We start from the raw sequence: 21,450 nt of genomic DNA on the forward strand, positions 1-21,450 counted from the left end.
CCCCGGTTGGCCATGATGGTCGATCAAACCCGTCGCAAGGTGAGATGGGGTGGGTGAAGAGATCTGGTGAGATGAGATCAGGCCGGCAGGGCGAAGCTCTGCCGGCTTTGTTTTTTTGTCAGCCGGGCTGCCTCGTCAAACGGCGCGTGGTCGCGCAGCGTGGCGTAGCAGATGCGGGCGAGCTTGTTGGCCAGGGCGCAGGTGGCCTTGTTGTGGTTGGAGCGGCCCTGCACATCCAGCGCCCAGCGGCGGATGCCGCAGACCTCTTTGCCAGCGCCATCGGCCACCTTGGCCGCCCGCAACACGCTCCTGGCGCCGTGCGTGAGCAGCATGCGCAGGTAGCGGTCGCCCTTCTTGGAGATGCGCCCCAGGTACCGGCTGGCGCCGGAGCTGTATTCGCGCGGCGTCAGGCCGAACCAGCTGGAGAAGTGGCGCGCGTCCTGGAAGTGCGTCACATCACCCGACGTGGCCGCCACCAGCGCGGTGGCGGTGAGCAACCCGATGCCGGGGACTGACAGCAGCAAGGTGCACGCCGTGCTGTGGCGGGCCACTGAAGCCAGCTCACGCTCGACTTGGGCGATGCGCGCTTCGAGCAGGCGGATTTCTTCGAGCAGCATGCCGGCGGTGTGCCGGATCAGATCGGGCACGGCCGAGCGAGGATCGGCCAGCACGCGGCCGATCGTCTCGACCCCGGTGCGAGCACCTTGCGGGATGGTGATGCCGAACTCGCGGCAGAAGCCGCGCAAGGCGTTGATGCGCGAGGTGCGCGTGCCCATCCAGAGCGAACGGATGCGGTGCAGACCTTGCAAGGCTTGCTGCTCGACCGACTTCACGCGAACGGGGCAGATGTCCGATGCACGTGCCGCTTCGAGCAGGGCGGCCGCGTCGGTGGCGTCGGTCTTGTTGCGCCGCACGTAGGCGCGCACGTACTGGGCGGGCAGCAGGCGGACCTCGATGCCAAGCGAGTTCAACCAGCGAGCCCAGTGGTGGGCCGAGCCGCAGGCTTCCATGACGACCAGGTCAACGCAGCGGTTGGCAAACCAGCGCTCGAACTGGGAGCGCGTCAGGCGCTGGGTTTCAACGATGCGCCAGTGCTCATCGGCAACGGCGATCTGGAAAACGGATTTGGCCAAGTCGACGGCCACGGTAGTAGCATGCATCTCGGACTCCTTACGTTTGTTGAAGACCTGATCCCCACGCCAATGAAGACCAGTGCGCGTTTCTCGCGCAAACAAACGGGGGAGTCCATTCCATCACTCGAGTGGACGCGCTCCGGCATGGCACTTGGCCCGCGCGGCGGCTTGGTCCATCATCCACCGCGCGGGCCAAGTGCCATGCCTGCGCGCGCCCCTAAGCTCAAACTACAAGGGCTTCCCCCCGAAAGTCAAACACTGATCCGGCCGTGATGCATCGCGAAGCGATGGATCACGGAATGTGTTTCGACTCGATCCAATCTCCACCTTCAGCGCCCAGCCCGGTTGCTCAGCGAGCAAGGGATGCGGACAGCGAAACTACAAACGGTCATTGATGCTGCTTTGACTGGCAGCGGACCCTGATGAAAGACGCGCGCGGGGGACCCATTCGTTAGCCGAGGATGGCCGGTCTTGCCTGATCGACAGCACCGGGCCTGGTCTCCTTGAGTTAAACGGTCACGCCCCGCGCAGGTCCAACCCTGACTCATCAACGCTGGCTGCACGCGGTGGTGGAAATCAATCTCCCTGCTGCTTTCTCTTTTGCGATGCGGCGACCTTCAGACCGGTAGCCTGAAGTCATCCCCTTTGCTGAGCACAGCCCAGCACATGCGGGCGTTCTTGGCGGCGATGGCGACCACCGCTTTCCAGTACCCCCGGCGCTGCGCCAGCGCGTTGGCCCAGCGACTGATCGGATCGCTCTTGTTCTTGGCTGCGGCCAGCACCGCCCGTGCACCGAGCACCAGCAGGCTGCGCAGGTACGGGTCCCCGGCCTTGGTGATGCGGCCCAGGCGCTGCTTGCCGCCCGAGCTGTACTGCCCGGGCACCAGGCCGAGCCAGGAGCACAGCTGGCGACCACACCTGAAGTCGCGCCCGTTGCCGATGGTGCTCAGCAGCGCCGTGGCGGTGGTCTCTCCGATACCCGAGAGCTGCATCAGGCGCTGCGCCTCGGTGCTCTGGCGAGCCATGGCGCGGATGTGCTGGTCGTACTGGCTGATGCGTTCATCCAGGCGGGTGACTTCGCTCAGCAGATCGCCGATCACGGTGTTGGCCCAGCCGGGCAGGTCTTCCAGGCGGGCCATCGTTTCGCGGCGCACGACGGCGGCTTTGAGTGGCAACACGATGCCCTGCTCTGACAACAGACCGCGGATGCGGTTGAGCGTGGCGGTGCGCTGCTCGACAAAACCCTGGCGGGCGCGGTGTACCAGCAACTGGCCCTGCTGTTCGATGCTCTTGACCGGGACGAAGCGCATGTTGGGTCGGGTGACGGCCTCGCAGATGGCGGCGGCGTCGGCCGCGTCGTTCTTGCCACGTTTGCCCGAGAGCCGATAGGGGATGACGAACTTGGGCGCCATCAGACGCACGGTGTGGCCGAACTTCGCAAACTCACGCGCCCAGTGGTGGGCGCCGGAGCAGGCCTCCATGCCGATCAGGCACGGTGGCAGCGAGGCAATGAGTTCGAGCAGCTTGCCGCGCGCAACGTTCGGGCGCACCAGCGCGGGCTTGCCCGACTCATCGACGCCGTGAACGGCAAAGACGTTCTTTGCCAGATCGATGCCAACGGATACGATTGCCATGGACTTCCCCTTCCAACAAACGAGTGAGTTGATGAGAGTTCGCACTTCCCATCGTGGCACTTTGATGCCGTACCCCGCAATTGCGCGGATCACTCGGGACGGGGAAGTCCCTTTTATTCGTTAGGCCTCACACAGCAACTTGTGGCGCCTCAGCAGCGCAAGCCGACCAACACTGAGCCACTCAGCACGACATGACGCGACGCATCCAGACCCACGAGCAATGTCTGAAGGACTTCGTCGCCGAACTCAAGCGAGAGATCAAGAGCAATGTCAGCTTCTGGCGAAACGTGGAGCCTAAGGAGGCAGCTGCACGCCGAGCTGCTTTCGTTTCGGTTGTCGTTGCGCTCAAGCGCCAACTCGAAGCGCACGGGATACCTCTTGCCGATGTTGGGCTGGTGGACTACGACGTACCGCAGGTGCCAGAGTAAGCGCACCACTGCTCGGCAGAGGCAAGTCGGGTCTCGTAGCATGAAGCGCATGGTGGGCCGGGTGACGGCTTCGCAGATGGCGGCGGCGTCGGCCGCATCGTTCTTGCCGCGTTTGCCCGATAGGCGGTAGGGGATGACGAACTTAGGCTCCATCAGGCGCACGGTGTGACCGAACTTCGCAAACTCGCCCGCCCAATGGTGGGCGCCGGAGCAGGCCTCTATGCCGATCAGGTAAGGCGGCAGCGATGCGATGAGTTCGAGCAGACGGGCGCGCGGGAAAGTGGGGCGCACCAACGCGGGCTTGCCCGCTTCATCCACGCCGTGAACGGCAAAGACTTTCTTTGCCAGATCGATGCCAACGGATACGATTGCCGTGGACTTCCCCTTCCAACAAGCGAGTGAGTTGATGAGATTTCGCACTTCCCATCGTGGCACTTGGATGCCGTACCCCGCAATTGAGCGGATCATCCGGGACGGGGAAGTCCCTTTCATTCGTTAGGCTGCACAACTCACCCACGATGGCGCAGGTGACCCATGAAACCGTTCTCGGATCCAGCAGTAGACGCCCGATTTAGGTCCTACCCGCCAAAGGTCCGAGCCAAGATGCTCGCGCTTCGAGAACTGGTCTTCGACACTGCAGCAAGATCCCCAGACGTGGGCGAACTTCAGGAAACCTTGAAGTGGGGCGAGCCGGCGTACGTCACGGCGAAGTCCAAAAGCGGTAGCACGGTTCGCATGGACTGGAAGGCACGTGCACCTCACCAGTACGCCATGTACTTTCACTGCCAGAGCGGCCTTGTCGAGACATTCAGGACCTTGTTTCCCAAGGAGTTCCGCTTCGAAGGGAATCGAGCCCTTGTGTTCGCACTCGACGAGAAGGTCCCCAAGGACGCGCTGGCGTTCTGCATTGATGCAGCGCTCACGCTTCATTCGCGCAAGAAGGCATCCGTCAGGAGAGCCCAGGGTGCAGCCTAACTCTACGTGAGACGCCAACGAACCCGTGGGCCTGGACGGTGACGGTGATCGCGTTTCAACCGCTAACCACCTTGCTCAAGCCCGCACCCACAGGAAACAGCTGCGGGTTCGAGAAGTCCTTGACCAGCGCGTCGTACACCTTCCTCACGCGCGCCGACACCGGGCTGCGCTGCGGCCGGTACACGCTGATGGGCCAGGGCGGTGGGGCTAGCTTGGGCAGCACCGCCACCAGCGTGCCTTGCTGCAGGTGTGGGGCGGCCACGAATCCGGGCAACTGGGCCACGCCGAGCCCGGCCAGTGCGGCGGCGCATTCGGCCTGTGTGCTGTTGCTGGTGAAGGCCAGTTGCCGCGGCACCCATTGCGGCAGCTGCTTCAGGAACCACGGCCAGGGCTTGCCGGTGCGGCGGTCCAGTGTGCCGATCACCGGGCCCAGTTGCAGCTCTGCCAGCGTTCGGGGCACGCCGATGCGCTCCAGCAGGGCCGGGGCTGCCACGATGAAGAAGGGGACTTCGGCCACTTGCCGCGCCACGAAGCGGGTGTCGCGGATGAGGCCGTGCCGGATGCCGATGTCGATGCGTTCATCGACCACATCGGTTTCTTCGTCTTCCAGGTGCAGCTCGAACTGCAGCCCGGGATGGACCGCCTGCAAACGGGCCAGGCTGGCGATCAGCGCTGTCTGGCCGATGGGCTGCGGAGCGGTCAGGCGCACCACGCCTTCCACCGGGCCGGTCGCGCGGGACGCAGGCGCTGTGAACAAGGCGTCGACACCATCGACCCCGCGCCTGGCCAGCTCGGCCCAGCGTTCGCCTTCGCGCGTGATCTGGCACTGTCGCGTGCTGCGATGAAACAGCACCTCGCCCACCTGGGTCTCCAGCTCCTGGATGGCGCGCGTGACGCTTTGCGGAGAGATGCCCAGCTGCTGGGCGGCTTCCCTGAAGTTCTTTGACTCGGCCGCTGCGCAGAAGATTCGCAGCATCTCCAATCGGTTTTGCATAGAGCAGTTTCCAGGCGGGCCCGGCATTCCAGCGCGGGGAATTCTCAAATCGGTTCGGGTTCATTCCCCTGCGCGCACCACGACGGGATACTGACTCGCAGGTGCAGCCGCGCGCATTGGCGCGCACGTTTTCCGTCGCGGGTCTTTCATGCAGTTCATCTTTCAATCCCTCTGGCCCATCGGCCTGGCGTTGTCTTTCGGCTTCTTGCTGGGCCGCTTCGTTCCACTGTCTGCACGCTGGACCGGCCGCGCCTTGCGGGTGCTGATCTTTCTGCTGTTGTTCTATTGCGGGCGGGAGTTCAGCGCCATTCTTCAGGTCGGGTCTGCACTGGGCAGGATCCTGTCGACGGCGGCGATCTTTGCCCTTCTGACGACGGCCGGATCATGGGGCCTGATGCTGCTGTTCCTCAAGAGCCAGAACGCATCGGCAGGGGCGCGGAGTGGAGCCTCCGTGCCGCAACGGTGGCGGCAGGCCGGTGTGGATTGCCTGATGGCCCTGGGGACCGTGGCCGCCGGTGTGGTGGTCGGGCAGTACGACCTGCCCGTGCTGGGGCTCATCGACACCCACCATCTGATCTATGTGATGGTGTTGCTGATCGGGGTGGAGCTGGTGGAGGTGCCGTTGGCCCGGATATGGCGAGACCCAGTGGCCTGGGCGGTGCCCCTGCTGGTGATCGGTGGCTCAGTGCTCGGCGGCCTGGGCGCCGCGTTGTGGACCGGCGAATCTGCGCGCGTGGCGCTGGCGATTGCCAGCGGGTTTGGCTGGGTCACGCTGTCCAGCGTGCTGGTGAGCAACGCATTGGGCGATGAATATGGCGCCATCACCATGGTGACGGACATGCTGCGCGAGCTGATGGCCATCACGGCGCTCTACTTGTTCGGCGCCCGGTTCAGCCGCGAGTCGATCGGTCTCTGTGGGGCGACGGCGCTGGATGCGACCTTGCCACTGATCCGCGCCCAGTGCGGCATGGGGGTGGTGCCTCTGGCCTTGTTGAGCGGGCTGGTGCTCACCTTGCTCAGCCCGGTGTTCATCGTGTTGTTCCTCGGGGCGGCCCGTTGATGGCCGGCTGAACCCAGGGGAGGGGCTCACCCCCGCCGCGCCGCCTCGATCACCGCGATATCGATCTTCGTCATCTCCATCATCGCGTTGAACGCCCGCTGGGCCGCGGCGCGGTCGGGGTCGGTGATGGCGGAGGTCAGCGCGCGCGGGGTGATCTGCCACGACAGGCCCCACTTGTCCTTGCACCAGCCGCAGGCGTTTGCTTCGCCGCCGTTGCCGATGATGGCGTTCCACAGGCGGTCGGTTTCGGCCTGGTCGTCGGTGGCCACCTGGAACGAGAAGGCCATGCCGTGCGACACGCCCGGACCGCCGTTGAGCCCCAGACAAGGGATGCCCATGACAGTGAATTCGACGGTGAGCACGTCGCCTTGTTTGCCCGAGGGGAAGTCGCCGGGCGCGCGCATGACCGCACCCACGGCGCTGTCGGGGAAGGTGGCGGCGTAGAAGCGCGCGGCTTCTTCTGCTGTGCCGTTGAACCAGAGGCAGACGGTGTTCTTGGCGGGCATGGGCGTCTCCTTGGTTTTCGAAAGGTTCCAACGATAGCCCGGAACTACAGATTCCAGGGAGCCGACGTCACACCGGTGTTGTCGGGTCCAGCAGCCAGCGCAGGTCGCCTTCCAGCCGCGGCCATTCGACGCCTGAGGCCATGTGGCCGTAGGGGCTGTCCAGCTCGCGGTAACGCAGCGGCCCGGGGACCGTGCCGAGCAGGGCGCGCACCGCGGGGTCGGGCGGGAAGATGGCGTCGGTGGTGCAGACCATGAACAGCAGGCGCGCGCGGATGTCGGCGAGGCGGCGGCGCACATCGAAGCGTTCGGCCGCGGCCGCCAGGGTGACCATGCTGTTGGGGTCGAAGCGCTCGGCCCACTGGCGGCAGGCCTTGTCCATGGCGACCTGGCGCTGCACCGGGTCGGCGATGCGCGCCTCGAACAGGCGCTCCAGGCCGTAGCTGCGCAGGGTCTGCAGGCGCAGGTCCATCAGCAGGTCTTGCATGCGCGGGTCGCCATAGTGCCAGCCGCCGTGCCAGGCCGGGTGGTCGGCAAAACGCTGGCGCGTGGACGCGGCGCTCAGGCCCTGGGGGTGGGTGAGGCCGGGCATCAGCACGCCCGCGGCGTCCACCATGTCGGGGTGTGACAGCGCCCACTGCAGGGCCTGCCATCCGCCGTAGGACGGGCCGACCACCGCGCGCAGGTGGCGCACGCCCAGGTGCTGCAGCAGGCGGTGCTGCACCGCCACAATGTCTTCGAGCGTGATGGCGGGAAAGTCGGGGCCCCAGTGCCGGCCGGTGCCGGGGTTGGTGGTGTTCGGGCCGGTGGTGCCGAACGAGGAACCCAGCATGTTGGAACAGACGATGAAGAAGCGGTCGGTGTCCAAGGGTCGGCCGGGGCCGAGCAGCGGCGCCCACGAACCTTCGGCCACCAGATGCCCGGGCGTGAGCATGGACGGGCCGCTGGTGTAGCCGTGGGTCACCAGCACGGCGTTGCCGCCGTCGGAGGCGAGCTGGCCGAAGGTGACGTAGGCCACGTCCAGCGCGGGCAGTTCGGTGCCGCTGGACAGCCGGTGGGCGCCCAGTGAAAGGGTGTTCAGCATGTCAGTCGACCTTGATGCCGGCGGTCTTGATGACCTGGGTCCAGGTCTCGGTCTCGCGCTGGACGAAGGGGGTGAAGCTGTCCTTGCCGGTCGCGACCACGGTGGCGCCGGTGGCCTCGATGCGGGCCTTGAGCGGGCCGTTCAGCGCTTTGAGTGCGGCGGCCTCGATGGCGGCGACCACCGGCGCGGGAATGCCCTGTGGTCCAGAGATGCCGGCCCAGGCCGTGGCCTCGAAGCCGGGGTAGCCCGATTCCGCCACCGTGGGCACCTGGGGCAGCAGCGGGTTGCGCTGCGCGCTGCTGATGGCCAGCGGCACGACCTTGCCGGCCGCGCTGGGCGCGATGACCGCGTCCTGGTTGAGGAACATCAGCTGCACCTGCCCGGCCATGAGGTCGGTGAGTGCGGGCGCGCCGCCGCGGTAGGGGATGTGCAGCATGGAGATGCCGGCGCGCTGCTTGAACATCTCCATCGCCAGGTGGCCGGACGTGCCGTTGCCCGAGCTGGCATAGCTCAGCCGGCCGGGGTGGGCCTTGGCGTGTTTCACCAGATCGGCCAGGGTCTTGAAGCCGGTGGAGGGGTGCACGATGAGCGCGTTCGCGCCGGCCAGCGCGAATGCGATGTGCACGAAGTCGCGGTTGATGTCGAACGGCAGCTTGGCCACCAGGCCCGGGCTGGTGGCGTTGCCGATCCAGGACAGCATCAGCGTGTGACCGTCGGGTGCCGCGCGGGCTGTGGCTTCGGCGGCAATCACGCCCGCACTGCCGGGCTTGTTCACCACGACCATGGGCTGGCCCAGCAGCTTGCCCATCTCGTCGGCGATCATGCGCGCCGCGTTGTCCGACGGCCCGCCGGCCGGCGCGGCGACGATGAACTGGATGGGGCGGTTGGGGAAGGGGGCCTGGGCCGACGCCACCGACGGGGCGAGGGCGTGCAGGGTGCCCAGTCCGCCCAGGGCGAGGATCTGCCTGCGCGTGAGTGGCGCGGGTGCTGAGGTCATGCTTGTCTCCTGTGTTTGTGGCCGCATGGTCGGGGCATTCCCCATCGGAGACAAGTAAAAAATTTGGGGTAGCCATTAGACTCTCCAATACCATGCCCGCCGCCTCCACCGTCCTGCTCAACCGCCTCCTGGCCCGGGGCAAGTTCCGCCATGCGCAGGTGCTCATGGAGCTGGCGGAGCTGGGCAGCGTGCAGCGCGCTGCAGACGCCATGGGCATGACGCAGTCGTCGGTGACGCAGTCGCTGGCGTATCTGGAGCAGCTGCTGGAGGTGCCGCTGTTCCACCGCCACGCGCGGGGTGTGCGGCCGACCGAGGCCTGCCTGGACCTGCTGCCGGTGGCCCGCCAGATCGTGGCCGGCCTGGGCGCCGGCGCAGAGGCGGTGGCCGCGCGCCAGCACCAGGGGCAGGGCGTGGTGCGGCTGGTCGCGTCGGGTGCGGCCATCAACGGCTTCCTGTTGCCGGCCCTGGCCGCCTTTGGCGAGCGCCACCCGCAGGTCGGCGTGCAGCTGCAGGAGCTGGAGCGCGACGACCTGCTGCTGCAGGTCTCGTCGGGGCAGGTCGACCTGGCGGCGTGCCGCCGGCCAGCGGTGGTGCCCAGCGGCTGGCGCTTCGATGCCGTCGCCAGCGATCACCTGGTGGTGGTCTGCGGCCCCCACAACCCGCTCGCGGGACGGCGGCTCCGCTCCTGGAAGACTCTGTCGGAGGCCACCTGGCTGCTGCCGCCGGTGGACAGCATCGCCCGCGTCCGGTTCGAGGAGGTGGCGGCCGGCTTCCCCCGGCCGGCGGCCACCTACCCGGTGGTGACGCGGTCGCTGTCCACGCTGGTCTGGCTGCTGCGGAACAAGCCTTTGCTGGCCCTGTTGCCGCACCGCTCCATGGCCGCCTGGCTGGCCCAGGGGCTGCTGTCCACGGTGGCCATGGACACGGGGTTCTCGCTGGAGCCGGTGGGGGTGTTGCAGCCGGAGCAGGGCACCCGCGCGGCGCCGGTCCTGCTGGCCCGGTGGCTGCTGAGCGCCGACGCCGAGGTGCCATCCGGCGGGGGCGCCTGAGCCCGGCGGGCCGCCGCCCGCCGGCCCGTCTCAGCCCCGCATCTTGCGCAGCAGCAGCTCGCGCATGATCTGGATCGGCGCCTCGCGCCCGCGGCCGCGCCGTGTGGCCAGCATGAAGGGCGACTGGAAGCCGAAGCTGGCCGGTAGCAGCACGCGCAGCTTGCCCTGGTCCATCCAGGGCTGGGCGTAGTGTTCGGGCAGGTAGCCCACGTAGCCGCCCGAGAGGATGAGGAACAGCTGCGCCTCCATGCTGTCCACCGTGGCCACGCTGTTCTTCATGCCGTGCTTGCCCAGCTCGGCCTTGCTCCAGTAGCTGCGGCGCACCACGTTGAGTTCGGACACCTGCGCCTCGGCGATATGGCGCTGGGCGAACAGCGGGTGCTGGTTGCTGCAGTACAGCCACTGCTGTTCGCGGTAGAGGGGCTGGAACACCAGGCCTGGCGGGCGGGTGGGAAAGAAGCCGATCGCCAGGTCCAGCTCGTTGCCCAGCAGGGCTTCCTGCAGGTCGTGCGGGTTCTTGACGAACAGGCCCAGGTGCACGGCGGGGTGGCGCTGGTTGAAATCACCGATCGCGTCCGACAGGCGCAGGGCGCTGTCGGTGACGGTGGAGTCGATGACGCCGATGCGCAGCGTGCCCGAGAGGCCCCCCTTTAGCGATGCGGCGAAGCTGCCGAAGCCGTCGATCTCGCCCAGCAGGCGCTGCGCCTCGTTCAGCAGCAGCTCGCCCTTTTCGGTGAGCGAAAAGCCGCTGCGGCCGCGGTCGCAGAGCTTGAAGCCCAGCAGGCCTTCGAGCTGGCTCATGTAGGTGCTGATGGCCGATAGCGTGAGGTTGAGTTCCTGCTGCGCCTTGGCGAAGCCCTGGTGGCGGGCCACGCTGGCAAAGATGCGCAGCAGTTTCAGGTCGGGCGTGGGGACGGTCGACGTGGTGGACATTGGTTTCGAAAAGTCTGAAGTGAGTTTTTGGTTCTGAGCATTTGTCGTGCCAGGGGGCGCCCGAAGAATGGGCACCAGCACACGACCACCGACCCGGAACCGAATGACCGCTCACTTCAACCAGCCCCAGGGGGGCAACGAGATGCCCCGTTTTGCGGGGCGCGGCACCATGTTGAGGCTGCCCGCCGCCGACACGCCCGAGGGGCTGGACGCCGCCTTCATCGGCGTGCCGCTGGACATCGGCACCTCGCTGCGTGCGGGCACCCGTTTTGGTCCGCGCAGCATCCGCAACGAGTCGGTGATGATCCGGCCGTACAACATGGCCACGGGCGCCGCGCCGTTCGATGGCCTGCAGGTGGCCGACCTGGGCGATGTGCCCATCAACACGTACAACCTGCTCGAATCGGTGCGCATCATCGAGGCGCACTACGACACCCTGCTGCCGCACAAGGTGGTGCCGCTGACGCTGGGCGGTGACCACACCATCACGCTGCCCATCCTGCGTTCGCTGGTGAAGAAGCACGGCCCGGTGGGGCTGGTCCATGTGGACGCCCACACCGACACCAACGACCACATGTTCGGCGAGAAGATCGCCCACGGCACCACCTTCCGCCGCGCGGTGGAAGAGGGTCTTCTGGACTGCAGGCGGGTGGTGCAGATCGGCCAGCGGGCCCAGGGCTACACCAGCGCCGACTTCCAGTGGGGCGTGGACCAGGGCTTCCGCCTGTTCACGGCCGAGCAGTGCTGGTACCGCCCGCTCGCGCCGCTGATGGACGAGGTGCGCCAGACCATGGGCGACGGCCCGGTGTACCTGAGCTTCGACATCGACGGCATCGACCCCGCCTGGGCGCCCGGCACCGGCACGCCCGAGGTCGGCGGCCTGACCAGCATCCAGGGCCTGGAGATCGTGCGCGGCTGCCGCGGGCTGAACCTCATCGGCGGCGACCTGGTCGAGGTCTCGCCCCCCTACGACCAGAGCGGCAACACCGCCCAGCTGGCCACCAACCTGCTCTACGAAATGCTCTGCGCGCTGCCGGGTGTTCCCGTTCGCTGAACCCAGGAGTCCTTGTCATGAACGCCCGCCATCCGTTCCCCCAGCCGCAGGACGCCGCTCAGGTGCCGCGTTTCGCCGGCCTGTCCACCTTCATGCGCTTGCCCCTGGTCGAACCCGACCGGCAGGATACCGTCGACATCGGCCTGATCGGCCTGCCCTGGGACGCCGGCACCACCAACCGGGCCGGTGCCCGCCACGGCCCGCGCGAGGTGCGCAACCAGTCGGCCCTGATGCGCAAGGTGCACCACGTCAGCCGCATCGCGCCGTATGACCTGGCGCGCGTGGCCGACCTGGGCGACGTGGCGCTGCCGCCCATGGACCTGATGCTGGGCCTGGACCTGATCGAGGCCTTCTACCGCCGGGTGCACGCGGCCGGCGTGCGGCCGCTGTCGGTGGGCGGCGACCACCTGGTCACGCTGCCGGTGTTCCGCGGCATCGCCCGCCATGGCGCAGTCGGCATGGTGCATTTCGACGCCCACTCGGACACCAACGACAGCTACTTCGGTGGCCAGCGCTACACCCACGGCACGCCGTTCCGCCGCGCGGTGGAAGAGGGCCTGCTGGACCCGAAGCGCACGGTGCAGATCGGCATCCGCGGCTCGGTCTACGACCCGGCCGACCTCGACTTCGCCAAGGCGGTGGGCATCCGCGTGATCCACATGGAAGAGGTGGCGGCCCGCAGCAACGAGGACCTGCTGGCCGAAACGCGCGGCATCGCCGGCGACGCGCCCACCTACATCAGCTTCGACGTCGACTGCCTGGACCCGTGCTTCGCCCCCGGCACCGGCACGCCGGAGATCGGCGGCATGAGCACGCTGCAGGCGCAGCACCTGGTGCGCGGCCTGCAGGGGCTGCACCTGATCGGTGCCGACGTGGTCGAGGTCAGCCCGCCGTTCGACGTGGGCGGCGTGACCTCGCTGGTGGGCGCGACCATGGCGTTCGAGCTGCTGTGCCTGCTGGCCGATGCGCACGCCCGGCTCGGCCGCGCGCCGGCCCCGGAGGCAGCCGCATGAAGCTCGACTTGTTCCGTTCCCTCTGGGGCTGGCAGGGCGACTGGGCCACCTGCGCCGCCGAGGTGCGTCGAATGGGCGCGGTTGGTGTGGAGGCGCGGCTGCCCGGCGACCCGTTCGCCCAGCGCGCGCTGCGCCATAGCCTGCAGCAGGAAGGGCTGGACTACATCGCCGTGGTGTTCACCGGCGGCGACGTGGTGCCGCGCCAGGACTGGACGCTGCAGCAGCACTGGGACCGGCTGGCCGCCAGCCTAGACGGTGCGCAGGCCGTGGGCGCGCGCTTCCTCAACGTGCTGCCCGGCAACGACCGCTGGCCGCTGGCGAAACAGGTCGAGTTTTTCGGCCGCGCGCAGGCCCTGGCCGACGCGGCCGGCGCGGTGTGCAGCTTCGAGATCCACCGCGCCACCTCTCTCTACAGCCCCTGGGTGGCGCTGGAGGTGATCGCCCAGCTGCCGCAGCTGCGCTTCACCGCCGACATCAGCCACTGGGTGGTGGTGTGCGAGCGCCTGCTGGACGACCCGGCCGACGACCTCGCGCCCTTCATCGAACGGGTGCACCACGTGCAGGCCCGCGTGGGCTACGACCAGGGGCCGCAGGTGCCGCACCCGGCCGCGCCCGAGTACGCCAAAGCGCTGGCCTTCCACCGCGGCGTGTGGGAGCGCATCTGGGCCGCGCAGCGCGCGCGCGGCCAGGCGGTGACCACGCTCACGCCCGAGTTCGGCCCCGACGGCTACACCCACCTGCTGCCCTTCACCCAGGCCCCCGTGGCCGACACCTGGGGCCTGAACCAGTGGATGGCCCGCGCCGAGACCGAGCACTTCGCGCAGTGGCGCGCCGCCCAGGCCGAGGCCGTGCCCGCCTGAACCCGTTTCTGCAACGTCCTGCAAACCATGCCCACCACCACCGCCAACTTCGAATCGCTGCCCGTCATCGACATCCGCGGCCTGTTCAGCCCCGAGCTGGCCGACCGCCAGGCCGTGGCCGACCAGCTCGGCCATGCGGCCCGCCACGTCGGTTTCTTCTACGTCAAGGGCCACGGCATCCCGCGCGAACAGATCGCCGGCCTGCGCCGCGCCGCGCAGCAGCTGTTTGCGCAGGACCTGGACTGGAAGATGCGCCACCACATCGGTCTGGGCCGCGGCCACAAGGGCTTCGTGCCCGAGGGCGAAGAGATCTACGGCAGTGGCAAGCCCGACCACAAGGAGGCCTACGACATTGGCTTCGAGGCCGCCGACGACCACCCCTTCGTGCAGGCTGGCCAGCCGCTGATCGGCGGCAACAAGTGGCCCGAACTGCCGGGCTTTCGCGAGGCGGTTGCGGCCTACTACGACAGCATCTTCTCGCTCGGCCGCACGCTGCTGCACGGCTTTGCGCTGGCGCTGGGCCAGCCCGAGGACGCGCTGGACCAGTACGTGACCTGCCCGCCGTCCAAGCTGCGCCTGATCCACTACCCGGTGGACCCGGCGGCCGAAGACACGCCGGGCATCGGCGCCCACACCGACTACGAGTGCTTCACCCTGCTGCTGGCCGACCAGGCCGGGCTGGAGGTGCTCAACGACCAGGGCCGCTGGGTCGACGCGCCGCCGCTGACCATCGACGGCGAGGAGCTGTACGTCATCAACGTGGGCGACATGCTGGAGGTGATGACCGCCGGCGCCTTTGTCGCCACCACGCATCGTGTGCGCAAGGTGCGGCACGAGCGCTATTCGTTCCCGCTGTTCTTCGCCTGCGACTACGCCACCCGCATCGCACCGCTGCCAGCCTTCGACCCCGCGGGCGAGGCGCGTGCGCGCTACGGCGACATCGCGATTGGCGAGCACATGTGGAGCATGGCGCTGCAGACCTACCGCTACCTGCGCGAGAAGGTCGCGCGCGGCGAGCTGCAGCTGCCGGCCAACGCCCGCAACACCACCAGCTTCGGCCAGTTCAAGACGCTGGCGACAACCCCCGCCGAGGCAACCGCGCCCTGAGCGCCGCCGGCCGTTTACCCGGTTCACGCATCCCGTTCCCCGTCCCTTGCCTTTCCTTGTCTGTTCCCTTCCTTCAGGAGTCCATGCCATGTCCCCACTGACCACTTCCTTCACCCGCACCGCCCTGGCCGCCCTCGTCGGGCTGGGCTGTCTGGCCGGCGCCCAGGCGCAGACCATGGCCCCCGGCGTGCTCAAGGTCGGCCTGGAAGCCACCTACCCGCCGTTCGAGTCCTACGACGGCGACAAGATCGTCGGCTTCGACCCCGACCTCACCGCGCTGCTGACGCGCGAGATGAAGCTCAAGCCCGCGCTGACCGACACCAAGTTCGTCAACCTGATTCCGGGCCTGGCCGCCGGCCAGCACGACGCCGTGGTCTCGGGCCTCTACATCACGCCCGAGCGCCTGGCCCAGGCCGACGCCATCCCCTACGCCAGCTCGGGCGCGCTGATCATGGTCGCCAAGGACAGCAAAGTGGCGCCGAAGACCGAGAAGGACCTGTGCGGCCTCAAGGTCGGCCTGCAGGCCGGCACCTCATGGGTCAAGCTGCTCAAGACCCTGTCGGACGAACACTGCAAGGCCACCGGCAAGGGCGCCATCACGGTGATGGAGTTCCCCACCGCGCCCGAGGTGTCGCAGGCCATCATGTCCCGCAACGTCGACGCCCAGCTGGAGATCGCCGGCGCCGCCAAGATGATCGTGGAGAAGACCAAGGGCCGCGTGACCATCAGCTCGCCCGACCTGGTCTACCCGCAAACCCTGGGCATCTACGTCAAGAAGGGCAACACGGCCCTCAAGCAGTCCTTCGAGACCGCCATGGCCGCGATCCGCAAGAGCGGCGAATACGACGCGCTGATCAAGAAGTACGAGCTCACGCCCGTCAAGTAATCCGCCGCCGCCCCACGACACGAGGACGCCGCCCATGGAACTGGACTGGACCTACTTCTTTTCGCTCTTTTCCATGGGCGCGTTCTACCGCGCCAGCGCGATGGTGATCGCGCTGGGCTCGCTGTCCTGGCTGCTTGGACTGGTGCTGGGCTTTGGCCTGGCCCAGGCCGAGGGCTCGCGCCACGTCTGGCTGCGCTGGCCGGCGCGCTTCTACGTCTGGTTCTTCCGCAGCGTGCCGCTGCTGGTGCTGCTGGTGTTCGTCTACAACCTGCCGCAGATCTTCCCCGCCACCGGCGTGGTGCTGGGCATCCCGTTCCTGGCCGGCCTGACCGGCATGGTCATGACCGAGGCCGCCTACATGGCCGAGATCCACCGCGGCGGCCTGCTGTCGGTGGCCAAAGGCCAGCGCGAGGCCGGTCATGCGCTGGGCCTGGGCTGGTTCGCCACGCAGACGCGCATCGTGCTGCCGCAGGCCTTCCGCATCGCGCTGCCTTCGCTCATCAACGAGTTCGTCACCATCATCAAGCTCACCTCGCTGGTGTCGGTGATCTCGCTGCCCGAACTGCTGCTGACCGGGCAGCGCCTCTACACACAGAACTTCCTGATCCTCGAAACCCTGCTCGCGGTGGCGGTGTACTACGTGGCCATCGTCACCGTGTTCGGGGCCGCGCTCGGCGCGCTGGAGCGCCGGCTGGACCTGAACCGGCGCAAGCCCGCGCCGGTGGACGAGGCGGACCTGGCCCGGCTGCGCGCCGGCCTGCCCGCGGCGCCGGTGGTCGCACCCGCCGAACGCGGGCCTGGCGCGCCGCCCGCGCTGGACCTCATGGCCATCCACAAGGCCTACGGCAGCCACGCCGTGCTCAAGGGCGTGAACCTGCGGGTCGGTGCCGGCGATGTGATTTCGATCATCGGCCCCTCCGGCTCGGGCAAGACCTCGCTGATCCGCACCGTCAACGCGCTGGAGAGCCTGGACCAGGGCGAGATCGTGCTGTTCGGCGAGAGCTACCTGCTGGGCGCCGCGCCGCAGGACGCGGCCCGCGTGCGCCAGGGCATCCGCCGCATCGGCATGGTGTTCCAGGGCTTCAACCTGTTCCCGCACCTGACGGTGCTGCAGAATATCCTGCTCGCGCCCGGCCTGCACGGGCAGGGCGACCCGGTGTCGCGCCAGCACACCGCTCAGCGCCTGCTCGACAAGGTCGGCCTGCTGGCGCACCTGCACAAGTACTCGCACCAGCTCTCGGGCGGGCAGCAGCAGCGCGTGGCCATCGCCCGCGCGCTGGCCTTGCGGCCCGACGTGATGCTGTTCGACGAACCCACCTCGGCGCTCGACCCCGAGCTGGTGGGCGAGGTGCTCAAGGTGGTCCGCGACCTGGCGGAAGAGGGCATGACCATGCTCATCGTCACGCACGAGATGGAGTTCGCGCTGCAGATCTCCGACCGCGTGGTGTTCATGGAGAACGGCCAGCTGCTGCTGGACGCGCCGCCCGCGCGCCTGCAGCAGCCCGATGCCGGCGACGACCCGGCGCTGGCCCGCGTGCGCCGTTTCATGGGCCTGGACAACGGCCCCGCCGTTGCAGCCTGACCTTCACGGAGACTTCATGACCAACACCCCCGGGGCCGACGAGGCCACCCTGCGCCGCGACCTGGCCGCCGCCTATCGGCTGGCCGCCCGCTTCGGCTGGGACGACACGCTCTACACCCACTTCTCGGCCCGGCTGCCCGTTGGCAAGAAAGGCCAGCAGCGCTTCCTGCTCAACCCCTTCGGCCTGCTGTTCAAGGAGGTGCGCGCCAGCGACCTGATCGTGGTCGACCTGGACGGGAAGGTGGTGCAGGGCGACGCCGCGATGAACCCGGCCGGCTTCACCATCCACAGCGCGGTGCACACCGCACGCGACGACGCCCACTGCGTCATCCACACCCACACCGTGCCCGGCATGGCCGTGGCCGCCTGCGAGCAAGGCCTGTTGCAGCTCAACCAGATCTCGGCCGAGTTCCACCAGTCGGTGGGCGTGCATCCCTACGAAGGCGTGGCCTTCAACCTGGAGGAACGCAGCCGCATCCAGGCCGCGCTGGCCGACAACATGGCCCTGATCCTGCGCCACCACGGCCTGCTCAGCGTGGGGCCGACGGTGGCCGACGCCTTCTGCGTCATGTACTACCTCAACAAGGCCTGCGAGATCCAGCTGGCCGCCGCGCAGCTGGCCAGCATCGCCGGGCCGGTCACGCGCATCCCGCCCGCGCTCAGCGCCCACGTGCGCAAGCAGTTCCGCGGCGTGGAACACGAGCGCCAACTGGTCTGGGCGGCCTGGCTGCGAGATCTGGAGCGCAGCGAACCGGACTACCGCCTGTGAGCGGTGCCGCGCCGACCCTGCTGCTGTGCAGCGAGACCGACGACCTCTCGGGTCTGTGTGGCGAATTCGAGCGCGCCGCCGCGCGGGCCTGCCCCGGCCTGCGCGTGCGGTGCTGGACGCCGGACACGGCGACCACCGAACTGCAAAGCGTGGTCGCCATCGCGGGCTGGTTCGTGCCCCTGGGCCTGCCGGCGCGCCTGCCGCGCCTGCGGCTGCTGGCCTCCATCGGGGCCGGGGTGGAACACCTGCTGCGCGACCCGGACCTGCCCCCCGATGTGCCAGTCACCCGCATCGTCGACCCGGCGCAGGCACGCGGCATGGCCGAGTACGTGCTGTGGGCGGCGCTGCACTTTCACCGCGACCTCGACCGCGTGCTGGCACAGCAGACGCGCCGCGAATGGCGCATGCCGGCGCAGCGCCCGGCCAGCGCCTACCGCGTCGGCATCATGGGCCTGGGCGCCATGGGCGCTGAAGTGGCCCGCACCCTGGCCGCGCACGGGTTCGATGTGCACGGCTGGGCGCGCAGGCCCGCTGCGCTGGACTGCGTGACCACCTGGGCCGGGCCGGAAGCGATGCGCCCCTTCCTGGCAGGGCTGGACATGGTGGTCTCGCTGCTGCCGCTCACACCCGAGACGCGCGGCCTGTGCAATGCCGACTGGTTCGCCGCGCTGAAGCCGGGCGCGGTGTTCGTCAACTGTGGCCGGGGCGAACAGCTGGTGGTGCCGGCGTTGGTGGACGCGCTGCGCAGCGGCCACCTGCGCGCCGCGGTGCTCGATGTGTTCGAACACGAACCCCTGCCGGCCGACGACCCGCTTTGGACCGAGCCTGCCGTGGTCATCACCCCGCACATGGCCTCGTCCGCGTCCGCCGAGGTGATCGCGGGGCAGATCGTGGAGAACACCGCGCGGGCGCTGGCGAGGAGGGCGCTGCTGCATGCGGTGGACCGGCTGCGCGGTTACTGAGCATCCATCGCCGGGCGTACCGGACGATTTCTTTCTCTGGCCGCGCTCCGGCGCGGGCGTTGGCGACGGATTGAGTAACTGTTCTGCAGCGGTTGCAGTAGTACGCTGGGGATCACTCAACGAATGTTCTCGCAAATGAAGCGGTCATTCATGAACTCTTAGAGGTCCTGGTCCAAATGACCTGCCCTCCACCAACGGGTGGTAGCCCGCACGCATGCGCGTGCGCGCCCCGACCGCCAACGGAGACAGGCACGGCGATTCAAAGAAGTGTCAGTTGGGTTCCGAAGTCGAGCGGTCAGGACGCCGACCAAACTACCGCCACATCGGCTTTGTTGGCTTGCTCCAGCATGCTCACCAGTGGCACCAGCCGCTGTGACAGCCGCACATCGGGGTCTGCATCGTCCGTGGCGGGGAGCGGTTCCGGCGCCGACTTTTCCTCCTTCAGGCGCAAGGCGTGGTCTTCCCGCCAGGCACGCTGCAGGATGTCGATGGCCCGGGGCAACTGATCCGGGCTGATCACGCCCTCCGGCGTGAGTTCTTTGCCGATCAGCCGCAGTGCACCCTGGGCATCGGCGCCCAGCATGACGAGATCGGCCGTGGCCTGTGATTTGAATCGGTACAGCATGGGCAGCTTTCGGTTGGAGTGACAGGAGGGTGGGCCGCCGGCACATCCGTCACCAGCGACCACATCAACAACAACCGTACGCCAACTGGCCGCTTTGCGCAAACCCGTAAGTCAAGCACGTGCCCGATGCGTGTCATGAGGCATCCGTGGGTTCGCCAGCGCACAGACGCACGCCGGCCCGGACGCCAGCATGCGTGCACGGGTCTCGCAAAAGCATGGCCCTGCAGCACCGCTGTTCGCGGACGCTGCCATTCCTCTCCTACCGAAAGCCCCCCATGAAAACCAGCACCCAACGTTTCTCCATCCTCCTGCTCGCAGCCGCTGCGCTCACCAGCGTGGTGGGCTGTGCCTCCACAGCCACCCAGGAAAGCACCGGCCAGTACATGGACGACACGGCCATCACGGCCAAGGTCAAGACGGCCATCTTCAACGACGCGTCGCTCAAGTCGGCCGAGATCAACGTCGAGACCTTCAAGGGCGTGGTCCAGCTCAGCGGCTTCGTCAACTCGGCGGGCGACATCCAGCGTGCGGTGCAGCTGGTGCAGGGCATCAGCGGCGTGCGTTCCGTGCGCAACGACATGCGCCTGAAATAAGTGTCCCCTCCCACCACCCAGGAAAGAACGCCATGAACACCACCGTCAAGACCCTCGGCGACGAAGCCTCGAACCTGGCCCACGAGGCCGCACTCGGCACCGAGCACGCCATCCGCTCCACACAACACCTGGCCCAGCAGGGGCTCGACGGACTGGGCACCGCGCGGGCACAGACCGGCGCCGCCCTGCAGCAGCTGGCGCACGACACCAGCGCGCTCACCCACCGGGGCATGGAAGCCCTGCGCGACGGAGGCCAGCAGCTGCGCGAGAAGTCCTCGCACGCGCGCCAGGCCACCGCCGAGTACATCCAGCACGAGCCGATCAAGTCCGTGCTGATCGCGGCCGCGGTGGGGGCGGGTCTCATGGGCCTGCTGGCGCTGTTCAGCCGGCACCGCGGCAACGGCCACTGACTCACGGACGCCGGCACATGATCCATCCCGTATTCCGCCTGGCCGCGGCACAGCCCATGCTGCTGGCCGCGCATGTGGGCGCCTATGCCGGGCTGGTGTCCGAAGAGCTGCACACCAGCGCAGCCGCGGTCCAGCGGCGCCTGCTGTGGCAGCTCGGTGGCGCCTTGTGTCTGGCGGTTGCGGCGGCACTGGCCGGGGTGGCCTTGCTGCTTTGGGCGTCGCTGGCGCCGGGTGCGGCACCGGCCGCGTGGCTGTTCGTGGCCACGCCGCTGTTGCCCGCGGTCCTCGGGCTGGCGGCGTGCTGGCGGGCCCAGGCCCACCGCAACGGCGAACCCCTGGCCCGGCTGCGCGCACAACTGGCCGAAGACGCTGCCCTGCTGGCCGGTCACACCGCGCCATGAACACGCCCACACCGATCTCCCCGGCGCTTCCTGCCAGCAGCGCACAGCTGCGTCTGGCCGAGAGCCGGGCACAGATCGCCCGCTGGCTGGAACTGGACCGCCAGGCGCCCGCCGCTTCGTCGGCACTGGGCTGTGCGGTGCGCAGCGCACTGCCGCTGCTGGGTGGTCTGCGTGCCCACCCGGGAACGGCCGTGGTGCTGGGCGCGCTGGCACAGGCCTGGCTGCGGTCCGGTCCGCCGCCATCCCCTGTCGGGAGCGGCTTCATACGCCCGCCGTGGGACCTGGCCATCACGCTCGCACGCCGCCATCCCAGGACCAGCCTAGTCGCGGTGGGCGTCACCGGTCTGGCGCTGTGGTGGTGGAGCCGTTCGTCCAGCCGCCCACCGTCTCGCTGAATC

At 68.3% G+C, this 21,450-nt stretch carries 23 protein-coding genes and 1 pseudogene; 15 read left to right on the top strand and 9 right to left on the bottom strand.

The window, feature by feature from the left end:
* Window positions 1-77: 77 nt before the first annotated feature.
* From HFL01S_RS17545 to HFL01S_RS17555, 3 genes and pseudogenes are all read right to left on the bottom strand, one after another.
* Complete coding sequence (locus tag HFL01S_RS17545) at window positions 78-1,160, bottom strand: IS110 family RNA-guided transposase (RefSeq protein ID WP_066260956.1); 1,083 nt, start codon at window positions 1,158-1,160, stop codon at window positions 78-80.
* Window positions 1,161-1,750: 590 nt separating this feature from the next.
* On the bottom strand, window positions 1,751-2,767 hold the full coding sequence (locus HFL01S_RS17550; RefSeq protein ID WP_066260958.1) for an IS110 family RNA-guided transposase: 1,017 nt from the start codon (window positions 2,765-2,767) through the stop codon (window positions 1,751-1,753).
* Window positions 2,768-3,234: 467 nt separating this feature from the next.
* A pseudogene (locus tag HFL01S_RS17555) lies at window positions 3,235-3,564 on the bottom strand (IS110 family transposase); the annotation flags it as partial.
* Between the two features lie 165 nt (window positions 3,565-3,729).
* Between HFL01S_RS17555 and HFL01S_RS17560 the strand changes: the two are divergent.
* A complete protein-coding gene (locus HFL01S_RS17560; protein ID WP_066260961.1) occupies window positions 3,730-4,170 on the top strand; it encodes a DUF1801 domain-containing protein in 441 nt (146 codons plus the stop codon).
* Between the two features lie 55 nt (window positions 4,171-4,225).
* On the opposite strand, the gene HFL01S_RS17565 is transcribed toward HFL01S_RS17560, so the two are convergent.
* Window positions 4,226-5,164: a LysR family transcriptional regulator gene (locus tag HFL01S_RS17565; protein ID WP_066260963.1), complete on the bottom strand. Its 939-nt coding sequence runs from the start codon at window positions 5,162-5,164 to the stop codon at window positions 4,226-4,228.
* A 148-nt stretch (window positions 5,165-5,312) separates the two neighbouring features.
* On the opposite strand from HFL01S_RS17565, the gene HFL01S_RS17570 reads away from it, so the two are divergent.
* Entirely contained in the window at window positions 5,313-6,224 is a 912-nt protein-coding gene (locus tag HFL01S_RS17570) for a LysO family transporter (protein ID WP_066260964.1), read from the top strand.
* Between the two features lie 26 nt (window positions 6,225-6,250).
* Here HFL01S_RS17570 and HFL01S_RS17575 read toward each other — a convergent pair whose 3' ends face one another.
* The 3 genes from HFL01S_RS17575 to HFL01S_RS17585 all read right to left on the bottom strand — a co-directional run bounded on the left by HFL01S_RS17575 (window position 6,251) and on the right by HFL01S_RS17585 (window position 8,808).
* Window positions 6,251-6,730 carry a VOC family protein gene (locus HFL01S_RS17575; RefSeq protein ID WP_066260965.1) on the bottom strand — a complete coding sequence of 160 codons (480 nt, stop codon included), beginning with the start codon at window positions 6,728-6,730 and terminating at the stop codon, window positions 6,251-6,253.
* A gap of 67 nt (window positions 6,731-6,797) precedes the next feature.
* Complete coding sequence (locus HFL01S_RS17580) at window positions 6,798-7,811, bottom strand: alpha/beta fold hydrolase (protein ID WP_066260966.1); 1,014 nt, start codon at window positions 7,809-7,811, stop codon at window positions 6,798-6,800.
* A 1-nt stretch (window position 7,812) separates the two neighbouring features.
* Window positions 7,813-8,808: a Bug family tripartite tricarboxylate transporter substrate binding protein gene (locus HFL01S_RS17585; protein ID WP_066260968.1), complete on the bottom strand. Its 996-nt coding sequence runs from the start codon at window positions 8,806-8,808 to the stop codon at window positions 7,813-7,815.
* Window positions 8,809-8,900: 92 nt separating this feature from the next.
* Between HFL01S_RS17585 and HFL01S_RS17590 the strand changes: the two genes are divergently transcribed.
* A complete protein-coding gene (locus HFL01S_RS17590) occupies window positions 8,901-9,857 on the top strand; it encodes a LysR family transcriptional regulator (protein WP_066260969.1) in 957 nt (318 codons plus the stop codon).
* A 30-nt stretch (window positions 9,858-9,887) separates the two neighbouring features.
* Here HFL01S_RS17590 and HFL01S_RS17595 read toward each other — a convergent pair whose 3' ends face one another.
* Entirely contained in the window at window positions 9,888-10,790 is a 903-nt protein-coding gene (locus tag HFL01S_RS17595) for a LysR family transcriptional regulator (protein ID WP_066260971.1), read from the bottom strand.
* Between the two features lie 103 nt (window positions 10,791-10,893).
* Here HFL01S_RS17595 and speB (HFL01S_RS17600) point away from each other — a divergent pair, with 103 nt between their 5' ends.
* The 8 genes from speB (HFL01S_RS17600) (at window position 10,894) to HFL01S_RS17635 (ending at window position 19,023) form a co-directional block, all read left to right on the top strand.
* Window positions 10,894-11,844, top strand: coding sequence for an agmatinase (gene speB, locus HFL01S_RS17600; protein ID WP_066260973.1), 951 nt, complete (start codon window positions 10,894-10,896; stop codon window positions 11,842-11,844).
* A 17-nt stretch (window positions 11,845-11,861) separates the two neighbouring features.
* Window positions 11,862-12,857: an agmatinase gene (gene speB, locus HFL01S_RS17605; RefSeq protein ID WP_066260974.1), complete on the top strand. Its 996-nt coding sequence runs from the start codon at window positions 11,862-11,864 to the stop codon at window positions 12,855-12,857.
* A complete protein-coding gene (locus tag HFL01S_RS17610) occupies window positions 12,854-13,717 on the top strand; it encodes a sugar phosphate isomerase/epimerase family protein (RefSeq protein WP_066260975.1) in 864 nt (287 codons plus the stop codon). Before speB (HFL01S_RS17605) ends, HFL01S_RS17610 begins: the two co-directional genes overlap by 4 nt.
* Before the next feature lie 27 nt (window positions 13,718-13,744).
* Window positions 13,745-14,824 carry an isopenicillin N synthase family dioxygenase gene (locus HFL01S_RS17615; RefSeq protein ID WP_066260977.1) on the top strand — a complete coding sequence of 360 codons (1,080 nt, stop codon included), beginning with the start codon at window positions 13,745-13,747 and terminating at the stop codon, window positions 14,822-14,824.
* 88 nt (window positions 14,825-14,912) lie between these two features.
* Window positions 14,913-15,710: an ABC transporter substrate-binding protein gene (locus tag HFL01S_RS17620; RefSeq protein WP_084383459.1), complete on the top strand. Its 798-nt coding sequence runs from the start codon at window positions 14,913-14,915 to the stop codon at window positions 15,708-15,710.
* Window positions 15,711-15,744: 34 nt separating this feature from the next.
* Window positions 15,745-17,292, top strand: coding sequence for an amino acid ABC transporter permease/ATP-binding protein (locus HFL01S_RS17625; RefSeq protein ID WP_066260980.1), 1,548 nt, complete (start codon window positions 15,745-15,747; stop codon window positions 17,290-17,292).
* Window positions 17,293-17,308: 16 nt separating this feature from the next.
* A complete protein-coding gene (locus tag HFL01S_RS17630; protein WP_066260981.1) occupies window positions 17,309-18,061 on the top strand; it encodes a class II aldolase/adducin family protein in 753 nt (250 codons plus the stop codon).
* Window positions 18,058-19,023 carry a 2-hydroxyacid dehydrogenase gene (locus HFL01S_RS17635; protein WP_066260984.1) on the top strand — a complete coding sequence of 322 codons (966 nt, stop codon included), beginning with the start codon at window positions 18,058-18,060 and terminating at the stop codon, window positions 19,021-19,023. Before HFL01S_RS17630 ends, HFL01S_RS17635 begins: the two co-directional genes overlap by 4 nt.
* A gap of 295 nt (window positions 19,024-19,318) precedes the next feature.
* Here the strand turns inward: HFL01S_RS17635 and HFL01S_RS17640 are convergent, their stop codons facing one another.
* Window positions 19,319-19,648 (bottom strand): DUF1840 domain-containing protein, encoded by a 330-nt coding sequence (locus HFL01S_RS17640; protein WP_066260985.1) that lies wholly within the window; start codon window positions 19,646-19,648, stop codon window positions 19,319-19,321.
* A 275-nt stretch (window positions 19,649-19,923) separates the two neighbouring features.
* On the opposite strand from HFL01S_RS17640, the gene HFL01S_RS17645 reads away from it, so the two are divergent.
* From HFL01S_RS17645 to HFL01S_RS17660, 4 genes are read left to right on the top strand one after another with little or no spacing between them, the layout of a single operon-like run.
* Window positions 19,924-20,241: a BON domain-containing protein gene (locus tag HFL01S_RS17645; protein ID WP_066260987.1), complete on the top strand. Its 318-nt coding sequence runs from the start codon at window positions 19,924-19,926 to the stop codon at window positions 20,239-20,241.
* A gap of 32 nt (window positions 20,242-20,273) precedes the next feature.
* Window positions 20,274-20,651, top strand: a complete 378-nt coding sequence (locus tag HFL01S_RS17650) for a hypothetical protein (protein WP_066260988.1) — start codon at window positions 20,274-20,276, stop codon at window positions 20,649-20,651.
* A gap of 17 nt (window positions 20,652-20,668) precedes the next feature.
* Window positions 20,669-21,052 carry a hypothetical protein gene (locus HFL01S_RS17655; protein ID WP_066260990.1) on the top strand — a complete coding sequence of 128 codons (384 nt, stop codon included), beginning with the start codon at window positions 20,669-20,671 and terminating at the stop codon, window positions 21,050-21,052.
* Entirely contained in the window at window positions 21,049-21,447 is a 399-nt protein-coding gene (locus tag HFL01S_RS17660) for a hypothetical protein (protein ID WP_066260992.1), read from the top strand. The genes HFL01S_RS17655 and HFL01S_RS17660 overlap by 4 nt, the downstream gene beginning before the upstream one ends.
* Window positions 21,448-21,450: the final 3 nt, after the last annotated feature.

The organism is Hydrogenophaga flava NBRC 102514 (genome assembly GCF_001571145.1).
GTDB lineage: Bacteria > Pseudomonadota > Gammaproteobacteria > Burkholderiales > Burkholderiaceae_C > Hydrogenophaga > Hydrogenophaga flava.